This window comes from Pseudomonas sp. TNT2022 ID642 (assembly GCF_028656995.1).
Lineage (GTDB): Bacteria > Pseudomonadota > Gammaproteobacteria > Pseudomonadales > Pseudomonadaceae > Aquipseudomonas.
Genome location: NZ_JAMDGW010000006.1, coordinates 176,405 through 192,468, shown reverse-complemented (window position 1 = coordinate 192,468; position 16,064 = coordinate 176,405). Strand labels below are relative to the sequence as shown.

The 16,064-nt window shown below is 60.0% G+C and carries 16 protein-coding genes; 7 read left to right on the top strand and 9 right to left on the bottom strand.

The window, feature by feature from the left end:
* Positions 1-102: 102 nt before the first annotated feature.
* The 5 genes from M5G26_RS05630 to M5G26_RS05610 all read left to right on the top strand — a co-directional run bounded on the left by M5G26_RS05630 (position 103) and on the right by M5G26_RS05610 (position 4,413).
* The gene (locus tag M5G26_RS05630; protein ID WP_038361911.1) at positions 103-1,260 is read left to right on the top strand and encodes a D-alanyl-D-alanine carboxypeptidase family protein; all 1,158 of its coding nucleotides are present in this window, start codon (positions 103-105) and stop codon (positions 1,258-1,260) included.
* A gap of 85 nt (positions 1,261-1,345) precedes the next feature.
* Complete coding sequence (locus tag M5G26_RS05625) at positions 1,346-1,621, top strand: DUF493 domain-containing protein (protein ID WP_008087908.1); 276 nt, start codon at positions 1,346-1,348, stop codon at positions 1,619-1,621.
* Positions 1,621-2,268: a lipoyl(octanoyl) transferase LipB gene (gene lipB / locus M5G26_RS05620; protein ID WP_134177810.1), complete on the top strand. Its 648-nt coding sequence runs from the start codon at positions 1,621-1,623 to the stop codon at positions 2,266-2,268. The genes M5G26_RS05625 and lipB overlap by 1 nt, the downstream gene beginning before the upstream one ends.
* A gap of 25 nt (positions 2,269-2,293) precedes the next feature.
* Complete coding sequence (gene lipA, locus M5G26_RS05615) at positions 2,294-3,292, top strand: lipoyl synthase (protein ID WP_161986515.1); 999 nt, start codon at positions 2,294-2,296, stop codon at positions 3,290-3,292.
* Positions 3,293-3,465: 173 nt separating this feature from the next.
* Complete coding sequence (locus M5G26_RS05610) at positions 3,466-4,413, top strand: S66 peptidase family protein (RefSeq protein WP_273914644.1); 948 nt, start codon at positions 3,466-3,468, stop codon at positions 4,411-4,413.
* A gap of 103 nt (positions 4,414-4,516) precedes the next feature.
* Here the strand turns inward: M5G26_RS05610 and M5G26_RS05605 are convergent, their stop codons facing one another.
* The 5 genes from M5G26_RS05605 to leuS form a co-directional block, all read right to left on the bottom strand.
* On the bottom strand, positions 4,517-5,839 hold the full coding sequence (locus M5G26_RS05605; protein ID WP_134177204.1) for a lytic murein transglycosylase: 1,323 nt from the start codon (positions 5,837-5,839) through the stop codon (positions 4,517-4,519).
* A 61-nt stretch (positions 5,840-5,900) separates the two neighbouring features.
* Positions 5,901-6,065, bottom strand: coding sequence for an alternative ribosome rescue factor ArfA (gene arfA / locus M5G26_RS05600; RefSeq protein WP_016986126.1), 165 nt, complete (start codon positions 6,063-6,065; stop codon positions 5,901-5,903).
* 175 nt (positions 6,066-6,240) lie between these two features.
* Positions 6,241-7,278, bottom strand: coding sequence for a DNA polymerase III subunit delta (gene holA / locus M5G26_RS05595; protein ID WP_095048770.1), 1,038 nt, complete (start codon positions 7,276-7,278; stop codon positions 6,241-6,243).
* Positions 7,279-7,317: 39 nt separating this feature from the next.
* The gene (locus tag M5G26_RS05590) at positions 7,318-7,923 is read right to left on the bottom strand and encodes an LPS-assembly lipoprotein LptE (RefSeq protein ID WP_134177205.1); all 606 of its coding nucleotides are present in this window, start codon (positions 7,921-7,923) and stop codon (positions 7,318-7,320) included.
* A gap of 87 nt (positions 7,924-8,010) precedes the next feature.
* The gene (gene leuS, locus M5G26_RS05585) at positions 8,011-10,617 is read right to left on the bottom strand and encodes a leucine--tRNA ligase (protein ID WP_134177207.1); all 2,607 of its coding nucleotides are present in this window, start codon (positions 10,615-10,617) and stop codon (positions 8,011-8,013) included.
* A gap of 255 nt (positions 10,618-10,872) precedes the next feature.
* Between leuS and M5G26_RS05580 the strand changes: the two genes are divergently transcribed.
* Together M5G26_RS05580 and M5G26_RS05575 are read left to right on the top strand one after the other, a co-directional pair.
* Positions 10,873-11,196: a hypothetical protein gene (locus M5G26_RS05580; RefSeq protein WP_134177208.1), complete on the top strand. Its 324-nt coding sequence runs from the start codon at positions 10,873-10,875 to the stop codon at positions 11,194-11,196.
* Positions 11,197-11,300: 104 nt separating this feature from the next.
* Complete coding sequence (locus M5G26_RS05575; protein WP_273914643.1) at positions 11,301-12,062, top strand: YdcF family protein; 762 nt, start codon at positions 11,301-11,303, stop codon at positions 12,060-12,062.
* Positions 12,063-12,149: 87 nt separating this feature from the next.
* On the opposite strand, the gene lnt is transcribed toward M5G26_RS05575, so the two are convergent.
* From lnt to M5G26_RS05555, 4 genes are read right to left on the bottom strand one after another with little or no spacing between them, the layout of a single operon-like run.
* Positions 12,150-13,673, bottom strand: a complete 1,524-nt coding sequence (gene lnt / locus M5G26_RS05570) for an apolipoprotein N-acyltransferase (RefSeq protein WP_095114030.1) — start codon at positions 13,671-13,673, stop codon at positions 12,150-12,152.
* Positions 13,674-13,687: 14 nt separating this feature from the next.
* Positions 13,688-14,527: an HlyC/CorC family transporter gene (locus tag M5G26_RS05565; protein WP_007909641.1), complete on the bottom strand. Its 840-nt coding sequence runs from the start codon at positions 14,525-14,527 to the stop codon at positions 13,688-13,690.
* 5 nt (positions 14,528-14,532) lie between these two features.
* Positions 14,533-15,027, bottom strand: a complete 495-nt coding sequence (gene ybeY / locus M5G26_RS05560) for an rRNA maturation RNase YbeY (RefSeq protein WP_150694689.1) — start codon at positions 15,025-15,027, stop codon at positions 14,533-14,535.
* Positions 15,020-16,018, bottom strand: coding sequence for a PhoH family protein (locus M5G26_RS05555; protein ID WP_042704951.1), 999 nt, complete (start codon positions 16,016-16,018; stop codon positions 15,020-15,022). The genes ybeY and M5G26_RS05555 overlap by 8 nt, the downstream gene beginning before the upstream one ends.
* Positions 16,019-16,064 lie beyond the last annotated feature (46 nt).

The following is a 16,064-nucleotide window of genomic DNA, read 5'->3' as shown; positions in this document are numbered from 1 at the left end:
GGTGACTGGAGTGAGCAACTGAACACGCGATGGCTCGTTAGAAAGTCATCTGATTAAATTTTGTCCGCAAGGACAGTTTCCATTAGCGATTTCGAGAGACGGATGAACATCACCACCTTTGCCAAACGCCTGTGTCTGCTAGTCCCGCTGCTCCTCTCGCCAGCCGCCTTCGCGGCCGAGATGATGCCGTCGCCACCGCAACTGGCCGCCAAAGCCTACGTTCTGATGGATGCCAGCAGCGGCAACGTGCTGGTCGAGAACAATGGCGACCAGCGTCTGCCACCGGCCAGCCTGACCAAGCTGATGACCGCGTACATCGCGACCCTGGAAATCCGTCGTGGCCAGATCGGTGAAAACGATCCGGTGACCGTCAGCGAAAACGCCTGGCGCACTGGCGGTTCGCGGATGTTCATCAAAGTCGGCTCGCAGGTGACGGTCAGCGACTTGCTGCACGGCATCATCATTCAGTCCGGCAACGACGCCAGCGTGGCGCTGTCCGAGCACATCGCCGGTAGCGAAGATGCATTCGCCGATCTGATGAACAAGACCGTGACTGATCTGGGCATGACCAACTCCCACTTCATGAACCCGACCGGTCTGCCAAACCCTGAGCACTACTCGTCGGCTCACGACATGGCGATTCTGGCGCGCGCGATCATCCACGAAGACCCGGCTCACTATGCGATCTACTCGCAGAAAGAGTTCTTCTGGAACGGTATCAAGCAGCCTAACCGCAACCTGCTGCTGTGGCGTGACAAGACCGTTGACGGTCTGAAAACCGGTCACACCGACGAAGCCGGCTACTGCATGGTGTCCTCGGCTGTGCGTGACGGCCAGCGTCTGATCGCCGTGGTGTTCGGCACCAACAGCGAAGTGGCTCGCGCCGCTGAAACCCAGAAGCTGCTGACCTACGGCTTCCGCTTCTTCGAAACCCAGACCTTCTATCAGAAGGGCACCGAACTGGCTCAGGCCCCGGTGTGGAAAGGCACCACCAATCAAGTCAAGGCCGGCCTGGCTGAAGACCTGACCATGACCCTGCCAAAAGGCCAGCTGAAGAAGCTTGCTGCGAGCATGACCATGAACCCGCAACTGACCGCGCCAATCGCCAAGGGCGACGTGATCGGTAAAGTCGAAGTCAAACTGGAAGACAAGGTGGTGCACAGCGCTGACCTGATCGCTCTGGATGGCGTCGAGGAGGGTGGTATCTTCCGCCGCATGTGGGATAGCATCCGTCTATTCTTCTACGGCTTGTTCAACTGATTTGTGTTGACCTGCATGGCCCCGCCCCGATCCGGTGCGGGGCCATGTGCGTTATCACGGCTTGCGCTCAAGAGGCCGTTACGCCATGACCGATACCGAAGTAAAGGCGCCAAAGATCGAATTTCCCCAGGTTGATTATCCGGTTAAGGTGATCAGCGACACGGGGGTTGGCCACAAAGACAAGATCATCGAAATCGTGAAGAAATTCGCGAAGATCAATGATGAGCGTGTCGACGAGCGTTCGAGCAGCAACGGCAAATACACCACGATTCAGTTGCACATCGTCGCGACCGATCAGGATCAGCTGTACAACATCAACAGCGAACTGCGGGCGACCGGTTTCGTGCACATGGTGCTGTGATGCCAGGCACGCTGGGCTTTCGTGAGCTCGGCCAGATGGCGTACGAGCCGGTCTGGCATGCCATGCAACGGTTTACCAACGAACGCGGCAGCGATGCCGCCGACGAAATCTGGCTCGTCGAACACCCTCCGGTGTTCACTCAGGGCCAGGCCGGCAAGGCCGAACACCTGTTGCTACCGGGCGATATTCCGGTGGTACAGGTCGATCGCGGCGGGCAGGTGACTTATCATGGTCCCGGCCAGTTGGTGGCCTACCTGCTGCTGGACGTACGCAAGCTGGGTTTCGGCGTGCGTGATCTGGTCAGCCGTATGGAGCTTTGCCTGATCGAACTGCTGGCCAGTTACGGCGTGACCGCCACGGCCAAGCCAGACGCTCCCGGCGTGTACGTCGACGGGGCGAAAATTGCTTCTCTGGGTTTGCGGATTCGCCACGGTTGTTCCTTTCATGGTCTGGCCCTGAACGTGGATATGAACCTGGAACCGTTTCGACGGATTAATCCCTGCGGCTATGCCGGGCTGGCGATGACCCAGCTGAGCGATCACGCAGGATCGATTGAATTTGCCGAGGTAAGTGCCCGGCTGCGCGCGCAGCTCGTCAAACACCTCGACTATGCTGAGCAGACGACCCTGACGGGCGGAATCGACTGATATGACTACTGATGCAGTGCAAACCATGATCCCGACGCTCGACGTGACCGAGCGCCCGGCCCCGCGTCCCAAGGTTGAAGCCGGCGTCAAGCTGCGCGGCGCCGAGAAGGTTGCACGCATCCCGGTAAAGATCATTCCGACCACCGAACTGCCGAAGAAACCTGACTGGATTCGTGTACGCATTCCGGTTTCGCCGGAAGTCGATCGCATCAAGAGCCTGCTGCGCAAACACAAGCTGCACAGCGTCTGCGAAGAAGCCTCCTGCCCGAACCTCGGCGAGTGCTTCTCCGGCGGCACCGCGACCTTCATGATCATGGGTGACATCTGCACCCGTCGCTGCCCGTTCTGCGACGTCGGCCATGGTCGCCCGAAGCCATTGGACGTCAACGAGCCGGAAAGCCTGGCCATCGCCATCGCTGACCTTAAGCTCAAGTACGTGGTGATCACCTCGGTTGACCGCGACGACCTGCGCGACGGCGGTGCCCAGCACTTTGCCGACTGCATCCGCGAAATCCGCAAACTGTCGCCGAACGTGCAGCTCGAGACTCTGGTTCCGGACTACCGTGGCCGTATGGACGTCGCGCTGGAAATCACTGCGGCCGAGCCGCCGGATGTGTTCAACCACAACCTGGAAACCGTGCCGCGTCTGTACAAGGCTGCGCGTCCGGGTTCGGATTACCAGTGGTCGCTAACCCTGCTGCAACGCTTCAAGCAGATGATGCCGCACATTCCGACCAAATCCGGCCTGATGCTGGGTCTGGGCGAGACCGACGAAGAAGTCATTGAAGTGATGAAGCGCATGCGCGAACACGACATCGACATGCTGACCCTCGGCCAGTACCTGCAACCGTCGCGCAGCCACTTGCCGGTGCAGCGTTTCGTGCACCCGGACACCTTCGCCTGGTTCGCCGAGGAAGGTTACAAGATGGGCTTCAAGAACGTCGCCTCGGGCCCGCTGGTGCGTTCTTCGTACCACGCCGACGAGCAAGCGAAGCTGGTCAAGGCTGAGCTGCTGGGTTCCTGAGCCTGCGTTGAATGAAAACATGCCCGCCGAGGCTTTAACGCCCGGCGGGCATTTTTTTGCCCGGATTACATTCGCTGCTGATTTTTCCTTCAATCCACGGCGTGGCTGACCCTCTTCTGTTTGCCGCCGTTCCTGACTACTGTGTGTGCATGACTTCACAGGGAGATCCAAGGATGACCGTTCGACCAACCCACACACTTTGCCCGCACAAAGCCGTGCCTGCGCTGCCCTCGGAAGGGCTGATCGGCGTCATTGCGCCTGCCGGCCCCGGTGCTCTGGACACCGATAAGGCGATGCAATGGATGCGCGCTCGTGGTTATGGGCTGAAGGTGTTTCCCGGCGTTTATGAGAAGGACGGCTATCTGGCCGGTAGTGACGATGTACGCCTGCGTGACCTGCACGCGGCGTTCGCTGATCCCGAGGTCGATGCGATCATTTGCCTGCGCGGTGGCTACGGCACGCCGCGATTGCTCGACCGGATCGACTACGACCTGCTGAGCCGCAACGCCAAGCCTTTCGTCGGCTACAGCGATATCACTGCGCTGCATCTGGCCATCAGTCGTTATGCCGGATTCGTGACCTTTCACGGGCCGCTGCTCAACGCCGACCTGTTGGGCGATAAGGAGCCGCCGACCGTTACTTCGTTCTTCGCCATGCTGCGCGGGCAATTGAAGGCAGGGAGTGTGTTTAGCCATCCGGTGGCTTATCCATTGACCACGGTCGAGCCCGGCATCGCGCACGGGCGCTTGCTCGGCGGTAATCTGGCGATGATCGCCGCAACGCTGGGCACGCCTTACGAGATTGATGTCGAAGGGGTGATTCTGCTCATCGAAGACATCAACGAGCCGCTGTATCGCATTGATCGCTTGCTGACCCAGATGCGTCTGGCCGGCAAACTGGCCAAATTGCGTGGTGTGTTGGTCGGGGATGTGGCGGGGGTGGATGTCGCGGCACTGAACCGGTTGCTCAAGCAGACGTTCGAGCCGTTACGGATTCCGGTGTTATCGGGGTGGCGAAGCGGGCATTGCGATCCGAACCTGACGCTGCCGATGGGTGCGCTGGTGCGGCTGGATGCGGGGAAGCAGGAATTGATGCTGGAGCAGGATGTCGTCACCCGATAGTTTGTGGGTGAAGTAAAAAGATCGCAGCCTTCGGCAGCTCCTACAGGGGATTGATATTTGCCCAGTAGGAGCTGCCGAAGGCTGCGATCTTTTGATTTTTACTTTATTGGTTGCGCAGGCTTTCCAGCAACTTGTGCGTCGGATACCCATCCGCCGGCCAGCCAAGCGACTGCTGGGCACTGCGAATCGCTTTGCGCGTATTGGCGCCGATGATCCCGTCCGCTGTGCCGGCATCGTAATTGCGCGCGCTCAGCAGGGTCTGCAATTCCATGCGCTCGGTGCGGCTCAGCGGCAGGTCATCTTTCGGCCAGTTGCCGTTGATCAAGCCGCCGCCGCTGAAACGCTCGGACAACAGACTGACCGCCAAGGCATACGACGAAGAATTGTTGTACTTGAGGATCGCCCGGAAGTTGTCGAGGATCAGGAACGCCGGGCCGCGATAGCCGGCGGGCAGCAGCAGGGCGGCGGACAGTTGTTCTGAACCTGCCGGGACCTGAGCGCCGTTCGGCAGCATCACGCCCAGTTGACGCCATTCGGCAACGCTCTTGCGAATCGCACCGTCGGCCAGCGTGTAATTGAAGCTGCTCGGCAGTTGTACTTCGAAGCCCCACGGCTGGCCACGCTGCCAGCCTGAGCTTTGCAGGTAATGCGCGGTCGAGGCCAGCGCATCGGCCGGGCTGCCCCAGATGTCGCGGCGGCCGTCACCGTCGAAATCCACGGCGTGAGTGTTATAGGTGGTCGGAATGAACTGGGTCTGCCCCATGGCGCCGGCCCACGAGCCGAGCATCTTCTCCGGCGTGATATCACCCTGCTGCAGGATCTGCAGGGCGGCGATCAGCTGTGCATGAGCAAAACCCGGGCGGCGGCCTTCGTAGGCGAGGGTGGCCAGCGAGTTGATCACCGACTTGCTGCCCTGGAACTGGCCGAAGTTGCTTTCCATGCCCCACACCGAGACCAACGCCTGACGGTCAACGCCATAACGCTGCTCGATGCTTTGCAGTATATCGGCGTACTGGCTGATCAGCGCCTGACCCTTGCGCACGCGCAGTGGCGACAGGGCGCCGTCGAGGTATTCCCACACCGGGCGGGAGAACTCCGGCTGACTGCGGTCGGCCCGAATCACACTGGCGTCGAAGCTGACATTGGCAAATGCGCGATCGAACAGATCGGGGCGAATCCCAGCGGCCAGCGCATCTTTGCGAAAGCCTGCCTGCCATTCGGCAAAAGTCTGGGTCGGCTGAAGGTCGAGAGGGTCGGCGGACGGCACTACCGGCGGAATAATCGCTGGGGCCGTGGCGACGGGAGCGGCTTGAAGAGGTTGCGCATCGGCGGCGGTCGGTTTTTCCGCGCAGGCGACAAGCAGAATGAAGCTGGAGGCAGCGATCAATTGGCGAACAGGCCAACGACGGGAAAGACTAAAGGGCATGCACGGTTCCAGGGGATACGAATCAGGTGCAGACCTTAACATGACCGAGGGGTGCTGTGCTTCAAGCAGCCAGAAAGTAAGAAGCCTCCCAGCTGTCAGACTGGAAGGCTTCGCGGCGGTAGCTGCCTTTACCCTTGGTTGGTCGTTCCTGGCGACTGCGGAACAGGGGCTGGGCGACGATGGATTTGGCCTTGTTGGGGCCATGTTTCGATGGCTTTTTGCTCATGAGGGTTCTCTCGATTGAGTGGGTTTTGCGCGGCAAATAATCTGCCGATGTCGGGCATCTGTCTATAGTGCAAATGCAGGCGTGCATTGTAGGAAACAAGATCAAAAGATCGCAGCGTGCCGCAGCTCCTACAGGGATTGGTGTAGGAGCTGCCAAAGGCTGCGATCTTTTGATCTTATTCGGCAGGCAGTGAAAGACGCTGGCCAGCCATCAATAGAGCCAGACGACTCAGACTCATCCACGGCGAACCGGCAGCCTGGCCCTTGATTTGCGCATCGATCCGCTGCGCTTCCAGCAACAACTGCGCCCAGCGTTGCGCCGAGTAGCGCTGCAGGGCTTTGCTCATCAGCGGCTTGCGCTTGTCCCAGACTGGCGGTTTTGCCTGGCTGAAACACTTGTCCAGCGGCGTGCCCTGGCTGTATTGCAAGGAGATGTTGGCCAGCAGCCGCAGCTCCCGCGCCAGCGCCCAGAGAATCACCGGTGGTTCGACGCCTTCGCCACGCAAGCCTTCAAGCATGCGCAGCGCGTGGGCCGGCTCGCCATTGAGCACGGCATCGGTAAGGCCGAACACGTCGAACCGCGCACTGTCGGCCACAGCGGCCTGCACGGTTTCGACGGTGATCTGGCCACCTTCGGCCATCAACTTGAGCTTTTCGATTTCCTGCGCGGCGGCGAGCAAATTGCCCTCGACGCGTGCAGCAATCAATTCGACCGCGTCCTGGCTGGCCGACAGTCCGGCCTGAGACAAGCGCTGACGAATCCAGCTGGGCAGCTGATTGGCATCCACCGGCCAGATCTGGATGAACTGGGTTTGCTGACCTTCGACCAGCGCCTTGCCCCACTTGGTCTTCTGCGCGCTGCCATCCATCTTGGGCAGGCTGATCAGCAGCACCGTGTCTTCAGCGGGACGTGAGCAATATTCGATGAATGCAGCGGCGCCCTTGTCACCGGGCTTGCCTGAAGGCAGGCGCAGTTCCAGCAGGCGTTTTTCCGCGAACAACGACATGCTGGCGCCCGCTTGCAACAACGTGCCCCAATCGAAATTGGCGTCGGCAGCAAAGACCTGGCGTTCGTCAAAACCTTGCTGGCGCGCAGCGCTGCGGATGGCGTCGGCGGCTTCCTGACACAGCAGCGGGTCATCGCCGCTGATGATGTAGACAGGCGCCAAAGCACCTTGCAGGTGTTTACCGAGTTGGGCGGGAGCGAGCTTCATAAGGAATGCCGAACGGGGCGCCTGAGCGCCCCGAACGTCTTACTGCTGCGGTACTTCGAGCGGCGACTGACGCGGGGTTTCCGCTTCAGCCTTTTGCGCCGCTTGCAGCGCATCGGCTTCTGCCTTGGCGCGGTCATTGGCGGCTTGCTGCAGTTGCTCCAGTTGACCAGGGGTCAGCTGTTGCAGGCGTAGCATCATGCGTTGAACCAGTTCGCGACGGATATCGCGACGGGCGTCGTTGGCTTCCTGGTCGGAGCCGACGAGGTTGTTGCCGTCGTGGATAAACACTTTCTGTACTTCAAGCTTGTCGCTCAGCAGAGAAAGATTTTTGTCGCCACGGATGTCGTAGCTCAGGATGGTAGTGACCTGATACTCACCGGTACGACCGGCGCCGGCGTAGCTGAGGATACGCTGGCTTTCCTGCTCGTCAGCCAGGAACAATTTGTACGGCGCACCGCTGTAAACCTTGACGCCGCTCGACTCCAATACCTGGCGCAGTTGCGTGACCGTCTCGCCATAGGCGTTGCGGGCGCTCAGATCAAGTTCCTTGATCGTCAGTTCGTTGGTGCCGGTGCCGCGCAGCTGGAAACCGCAGGCGCTCAAGAGAACGGCGAGGCCCATCACCAGCAGATTGCGTTTGATCATTGTGTTGCTCCCCTTGAAACCAGGTGGGCCGACCGTGCGGCCCGAAAGGTTTTACTTGGCGCCAGGCAAACCTGACGCCCGATCCAATTAGCTGGCGACGATGTTGACCAGTTTCCCCGGCACAACGATCACTTTACGAATCGTCAGGCCGTCGACGAAACGCAGTACGTTTTCGTTGGCGCGGGCTGCCGCTTCGACTTCTTCACGCGTTGCGCTGGCCGGCATTTCGATCTGGCCACGCAGCTTGCCGTTGACCTGAATAACCAGCGTCAGGCTGTCCTGCACCAGCGCGCTTTCGTCCACAGCCGGCCAGCCGGCGTCGATGACAGCGTCGGCGTGACCGAGCTGATTCCACAGTTCGTGGCTGATGTGCGGGGTGATCGGCGCCAGCAACAGTGTCACGGCTTCCAGGCCTTCGTGAATCAGCGCGCGGTCCTGTTCGGTGCCTTGCGCGGCTTTCTCCAGCACGTTCATCAGTGTCATCACCTGGGCGATGGCAGTGTTGAACTTGTGGTTCTGGCCGACGTCGTGGCTGGCCTGTTTGATGGCCAGATGGATCGCACGGCGCACGGCTTTCTGCTCGTCGTTCAGGCTGGCGATGTCCAGTTTGCCCGGCAGACCCTGAGAAACGTGAGCTTGTGCCAGACGCCAGACGCGTTTGAGGAAGCGGTGCGAACCTTCGACGCCGGAGTCGGACCATTCCGCGCTCATGTCGGGTGGCGAAGCGAACATCATGAACAGGCGGCAGGTGTCCGCGCCGAACTGATCGATCATCGACTGTGGGTCGACGCCGTTGTTCTTCGACTTGGCCATCTTCTCGGTGCCGCCGATTTCCACCGGCAGGCCGTCGGCAATCAGTTTGGCGCTGATGACCTTGGCTTTGCTGTCGCGCTCGAGTTCCACGTCCGCCGGGTTGAACCAGGTGTAAGCACCATTGGCTTCGCGACGGTAGTAAGTTTCGGCGATCACCATGCCTTGGGTCAGCAGGTTCTTGAACGGCTCGTTGGAGCTGACCAGGCCTTCATCACGCATCAGCTTGTGGAAGAAGCGCGCATAGAGCAGGTGAAGAATGGCGTGTTCGATACCGCCGATGTACTGATCGACCGGCAGCCAGTGATCGGCTGCGGATTTTTCCACCAGGCCACCTTCAAAGTGCGGCGAGGCGTAGCGGGCGTAATACCACGACGACTCGACGAAGGTGTCCATGGTGTCGGTTTCACGCTTGGCAGGCTGGCCGCATTTCGGGCAGCTGCACTCGTAGAACTCAGGCATGCGCGCCAGCGGCGAACCGGCGCCGTCCGGCACCACGTCTTCCGGCAGGACCACAGGCAGTTGATCTTCCGGCACCGGCACGTCACCGCAGGCATCGCAGTGGATGATCGGGATCGGGCAGCCCCAGTAGCGCTGGCGGCTGATGCCCCAGTCGCGCAGGCGGAACTGGGTACGCGAAGCGCCCAGTTCTTTCTTGATCAGGGCGACTTCCATGGCGTCGAACGCGCCGGCGAAGTCGAGGCCGTCGAACTCGCCGGAGTTGATCAGCGTGCCGTGCTCGCCGTAGGCGTCTTGCCACGGGGCCGGGTTGGTATCGCCGGAGCTGGTACGCACCACGGATTTAACCGGCAGGTTGTACTTGTGGGCGAATTCGAAATCACGCTCGTCGTGCGCCGGTACGGCCATTACAGCGCCGTCGCCGTAGTGCATCAGCACATAGTTGGCGACCCACACCGGGAGTTTTTCACCGGTCAGCGGGTGCTCGACGAACAGGCCGGTCGGCAGGCCTTTTTTCTCTTGGGTAGCGACGTCGGCTTCGGCGACGCTGCCGCCCTTGCATTCAGCGATGAACGCTTGCAGCTCAGGATTGTTTTTCGCCGCCAGGGTCGCCAGCGGGTGCTCGGCAGCCACGGCGACGTAAGTCGCGCCCATCAGGGTGTCCGGACGGGTGGTGAAGACTTTCAGGGTGCCGGCTTCGCCGATCGAGTCGACGTTGTACGGGAACTGCACTTCCATGCCGCGGGATTTGCCGATCCAGTTGCGCTGCATGGTCTTGACCTGTTCAGGCCAGCCCGTCAGCTCGTCGAGGCTCTCCAGAAGCTCATCCGCGTAGGCGGTGATCTTGAAGTAGTACATCGGGATTTCGCGCTTTTCGATCAGCGCGCCGGAACGCCAGCCGCGACCGTCGATCACCTGTTCGTTAGCCAGAACGGTCTGGTCGATCGGGTCCCAGTTCACGGTGCCGTTTTTACGGTAGATCACGCCTTTTTCGAACAGGCGAGTGAACAGCCATTGTTCCCAGCGGTAGTAATCCGGCTTGCAGGTAGTCACTTCGCGCGACCAGTCAACCGCCAGGCCCAGGCTGCGCAGCTGGGTTTTCATGTAGGCGATGTTTTCGTAGGTCCACTTGGCCGGCGCGACGTTGTTCTTCATCGCGGCGTTTTCCGCCGGCATGCCGAAAGCGTCCCAACCCATCGGTTGCAGAACGTTCTTGCCGAGCATGCGCTGATAGCGGGAGATCACGTCGCCGATGGTGTAGTTGCGCACGTGCCCCATGTGTAGCTTGCCGCTGGGGTAAGGGAACATCGACAGGCAGTAGTAGGTTTCCTTGCCTGGCTGTTCACTGACTTCAAAGGACTTTTGCTCGTCCCAGAACGACTGGGCGGCGGCTTCGATTTCACGGGGCTGATATTGTTCGTGCATGGCTACTTTTGTACTGGATAGGGGTGGCCTAATCCTCTTCAACGCAGGTTCCGGGGTTGGCCCGGACGAGCTGGAAGTGGAATTACAGGAAGCGCCGTAGCATACATGACCGCGCTTGGCCTAGGGAAACCCTGATTACAGCTGTTTTCCCCGGCCAATCCGTGGCGAGGGCCGTTGGTCGCGGCGTGCAGCCGGTTTGTGCAGCGAAGCTAAGCTCTAACTGGGGAGTGAGTCTTATCTTCAATGAGGTGAGGGATGGTGGAGCAACGGCAGAAAAAAGTGACTAAACCCGAGTTGTACGAAAGGTTGATCGACCGTCTGGGTATGGCCCTGGACGCTGTAAAAACCGCCGACCGGCTGCGCGACGAGCGCCCCCTGGAACTGGAATTGCGTGGCTTGAGCCCCGCTGAGTTCAAACTGGTCAAGGCCTATCTGGATCGCAGTGAACGTGAATCGCATGGATGCCTGTCACAAGCAGTGAAGCAGCTCGATGCAGCACATTCGGCCAAGGTCATCTGGCTCAAGGACAAGGCGCCCGGCAGAGACACCGTCAAGGTTCGCTCTGTGCAGGCCAAGTAACCGCATGGCAGGTCAAGAACCGGATCTTTTTCAACAGGATCCCACCTATTGGTTGTAACGCTTTATTAACACTCTTAGGCTTCGGGCATCTCTGGAGATGCTCGATGCCTTTTCGTTATTTGATCAAACAACTTTTATTGCCGCCCGGCATTCTCTTGCTGCTATTGCTGGCTGCGTGGTGGCTGCGTCGCTCTCGGCCACGCCTGGCTGGTGTGTGCTTTGCGCTTGGACTTGGCGGAATGTGGCTGATGAGCCTGCCGGTGGTCGTGCAGTGGGGTGCCAAAGCGCTGGAGCGCGAACCACCGTTGGCCCGTGAAGAGTGGGCGACGTTGGCGCAGCGGGCTGACGCGATTGTGGTGCTGGGTTCCGGGCGCGAGCGCGGTGATCTGGCGTGGGGCGAGGATCAGCCGACCGGCGTGGGGCTTGAGCGTCAGCGATATGCGGCGCGGCTGGCCAAAGCTTCCGGTTTGCCGATTCTGACCACGGGAGGCCTGCATTACGGTACGCCGCCGACTGAGGCGAAGTTGATGGCGGACTCATTGCGCGACGATTTTGGCGTGACAGTGCGTTGGCAGGAAGGTGAAAGCCGTACGACGTGGGAAAACGCCAGGTTCACGGCTGATATCTTGTTGCCGCAGGGGATCAAACGCGTAGTCGTGGTGACGCAGGCCTGGCACATGCCGCGCTCGGTTTGGAGTTTTCAACAGGCGGGATTTGAAGTGGTGCCGGCGCCGGTGGGGTTTCTGGGGACCGATAACGCAAGACCGTTTGGTGGCTGGCTGCCGGAGTTCAAATCGATCTGGCAGAGCGGGCAGTTGCTGAACGAGGCGGTGGGGCAGGTGGGGTATTCGTTGTTTTACCGCTGAAGATCAAAAGATCGCAGCCTGCGGCAGCTCCTACATTGGGATTTGCGTTTTCCCTGTAGGAGCTGCCGCAGGCTGCGATCTTTTGCTTTAAAGGGTTTTCGACATCCGGCTGGCCATCAGTGCCCAGCCAAACAACAGCACGCACAGGATGATCAATGGCCACGAACGCCATTGCAGATACGGCGTCAGGTTGTGCATCGGCACCACTTCGCCGTACAGAATGCCCTGTTCGAACTGCGGAATCTGCTCGGTGATCTGCCCGAACGGGTTGATCAACCCGGTCACGCCGTTGTTGGTCGCGCGGATCATCCAGCGCCCGGCCTCAAGCGCGCGCATCTGCGCCATCTGCAGATGTTGCAGCGGGCCAATCGAGGTGCCGAACCAAGTGTCGTTACTGATCGTCAGTAGCAGATCACTGCGCGCCGACAGGCTGGCGGCAAACTCCGGATACACCACTTCGTAGCAGATGAACGGCGCGATCTGATAACCCTTGGCCTGCAGCAACGCCTGATCAGCCGGGCCACGGGCAAAGTCGGACATTGGCAGGTCGAAGAAGGCGATCAGCCCGCGCAATACATCCTGCAGTGGCACGTATTCGCCGAAGGGCACCAGTTTCTGTTTCAGATAAGTACCGTCGCCTTCGCCGACCACGGTAATACCGTTGAAGAAGCGTTTTTCATGACGAACGGTTTCGCGAATCGGTACACCGGTGATCAGCGCCGATTTACGCTCGGCGGCGAAGGTGCCCATCATGTTCAGGTAGCCCTCGGCGGACTCCTTGAGCACGGGCACCGCGGTTTCCGGCCAGATCAGCAAGTCGACCGGTTTCGAACGGAAACTCAAATCGCGGTACAGGGCCAGTTGCGCGTTGAGCTCGGCCGGGTCCCATTTCATGCTTTGTGCGACGTTGCCTTGAATCGCGGCAACACTCAGCGGCGCGCCGGACGGGCTGGTCCAGGCGTGGCCTTTAAGCGCAATGCCGGCCACCCAAGGGCCAGCCAGCAGCACCAGACCGGCAACGACAAAACCTTTGCGGCCGGTTTGCAACAGACGCGGCGCGTTGTAAATCAGCGCCGCAGTCAACGCCAGTACGAACGACACCAGCCACATGCCACCGACCGGCGCGAGTCCGGATAATGGGCCGTCGAGCTGGCTGTAACCCGAGTACAGCCACGGGAAACCGGTGAGGAACCAGCCACGAAAGGCTTCCTGTCCGACCCACAACGCAGCAAACGCCAAAGCATCCGCCACGGGCGCTTCATTACGGCGCAACCAGCGCGCCCACAGCCAGGCCGGCAGGGCAAAGAACCAGGCAATCGCTGCGGTAAACAGCAGCATCAGGAAGCCAGCCAGCAGCACCGAAGCGCCGCCGAAATGGTGAATGCTGTAATAGATCCAGCTGGTGCCGGCGCCGAACAGGCCGAAACCGAAACACCAGCCACGGCCCAGCGCCTGACGCGGGCTCAGCTCGCGCAAACCGGCATAGAACAAGCCGACCGCCAGCAAAGCCAGCGGCCAGATGTTGAAAGGTGCCAGAGCGAAGGTGGTGATTGCACCGGCCGCCACGGCCAGCAGGTTACCGGGCCAGCCGGGGCGGGTTGTCCAGCGCATTTCAGTCCTTAGAATTAACGAGCAATTGGCGTCAGTCGCAGCAAATGAATCCGACGGCTGTCGGCGTTCAGGATGCGGAAACGATAGGCGCCGATTTCAGTGATTTCGTTGCGTTTTGGCAAGTGCCCGAACGCGCTCATCACCAGACCGCCGACGGTGTCGAACTCGTCGTCGGAGAACTCGCTGTCGAAAAACTCGTTGAAGTTCTCGATCGGCGTCAGGGCCTTGATCAGGAAGTCACCGCTGGGCAGTGGCTTGATGTAGCTGTCTTCTTCGACGTCGTGCTCGTCTTCGATGTCGCCAACGATCTGTTCCAGCACGTCTTCAATCGTTACCAGACCGGCCACGCCGCCGTATTCGTCGATGACGATGGCCATGTGGTTGTGGTTGGCGCGGAATTCTCGCAGCAACACGTTCAGACGCTTGGACTCCGGCACGAAGGTGGCCGGGCGCAGCAGATCCTTGATGTTGAAGCTGTCGCCGTTCTCCTTGAGGATCAGCGGCAGCAGATCCTTGGCCAGCAGCACGCCCATCACATCGTCATGGCTTTCGCCGATGACCGGATAACGCGAGTGGGCCGAGTCGACCACGGCCGGGAGGAATTCACGCGGTGTCTGGGTCGCCTTGATGCTGATCATCTGCGAGCGCGGCACCATGATGTCGCGTACTTGCAGGTCAGCCACCTGAATGGCGCCTTCGACGATGGCCAGCGCTTCGCTGTCCAGCAGTTTGTTCTGATGTGCATCACGCAGCAGCTCGAGAAGCTCCTGACGGTTCTTCGGCTCGTGGGCAAAAGCCTGGGTCAGTTTACCCAGCCATGACTTCTGCCCGTTGCTCGATCGATCTTCGCTCATAGCGATTACTCTGAATCCTTTGTTGTAACGATAGGGGATGTTTCGGGTTCGTCGTCCGCGTACGGATCGGGATAGCCCAATTCGGCAAGCAACTCGCGTTCCAGTGCTTCCATTTCTTCGGCTTCTTCGTCATCTATATGGTCGTAACCGAGCAGATGCAAGCAGCCGTGAATGACCAGATGTGCCCAGTGGGCCTTTAGTTCCTTGCCTTGTTCGGCGGTTTCACGCTCGACCACCGCCACGCAGATCACCAGATCGCCGAGCAACGGGATGTCGAGAAACTCGTCAGGCACTTCAGCCGGGAACGACAGGACGTTGGTCGCGTAATCCTTGTGGCGCCAGGTGTGATTGAGCTCGCGGCCTTCTTCTTCGTCGACCAGACGAATGGTCATTTCCGAATCGGCGGTGCGTTGGCGCAGGGCCAATTCGCACCACAGGCGGAAGTCGGCTTCACTCGGCGCGCTCGCTTCAGTCGCGATTTGCAGGTCTAGCTCAAGCATTTCGCGAGGTGTCCTTGGGGGCGTCATCACGGTTTTCGAAGCGCTCGTAGGCTTCGACGATCCGCTGGACCAAAGGATGGCGCACGACGTCTTTAGGCTGGAAGTGCGTGAAGCTGATGCCCGGAACGTCTTTGAGCACTTCAATCACATGATGCAGACCCGACTTGGTGCCTTTCGGCAGGTCGACCTGGGTGATATCACCGGTGATGACTGCTGTGGAGCCGAAACCGATCCGCGTCAGGAACATCTTCATCTGTTCAACGGTGGTGTTCTGGCTTTCGTCGAGAATGATGAAGCTGTTGTTCAGTGTACGGCCGCGCATGTAGGCCAGCGGCGCAACTTCGATCACCTGACGTTCGATCAGCTTGGCCACGTATTCAAAACCGAGCATCTCGTAGAGCGCGTCGTAGAGCGGGCGCAGATACGGGTCGATCTTCTGCGACAGGTCGCCGGGCAGGAAGCCGAGTTTTTCACCCGCTTCAACCGCCGGACGCACCAGCAGGATGCGGCGGATCTGCTCACGCTCCAGTGCATCGACAGCGCAAGCAACGGCCAGATAGGTCTTGCCGGTACCGGCCGGGCCGATGCCGAAGTTGATGTCGTTGCCGAGGATTTCCTTCACGTAGCGCAGCTGATTCAAGCCGCGCGGGCGAATCATGCCTTTCTTGGTGCGCAGGGCGACGGAGGCTTCGGCGGGGGCGTGGTTATCCAGTTCGACGACGGCCGATTCCTGCAGGAACAGGTGAACCGTATCTGGCGACAGCTCTGAACCTTTGGTTTCCCGGTACAGGCGACGAATCAGATTTTCCGCAGACGTGGTGTGTTTGGGGTCGCCGATCAGCTCGAACTGGTTTCCGCGGTTGCGGATCTCGATCGTCAGGCGCTGTTCGATCAAGCGCAAATGCTCGTCGAATTGCCCGCACAGATTGGCGAAGCGGCGAGCCTCAAAGGGCTCGAGGATAAAACGATGTGGTTCTATGGGTGCGTTCAAGGTCGTATTTAGCCGCCCTGGGGCAATTAAGATGAAATCAAGGATA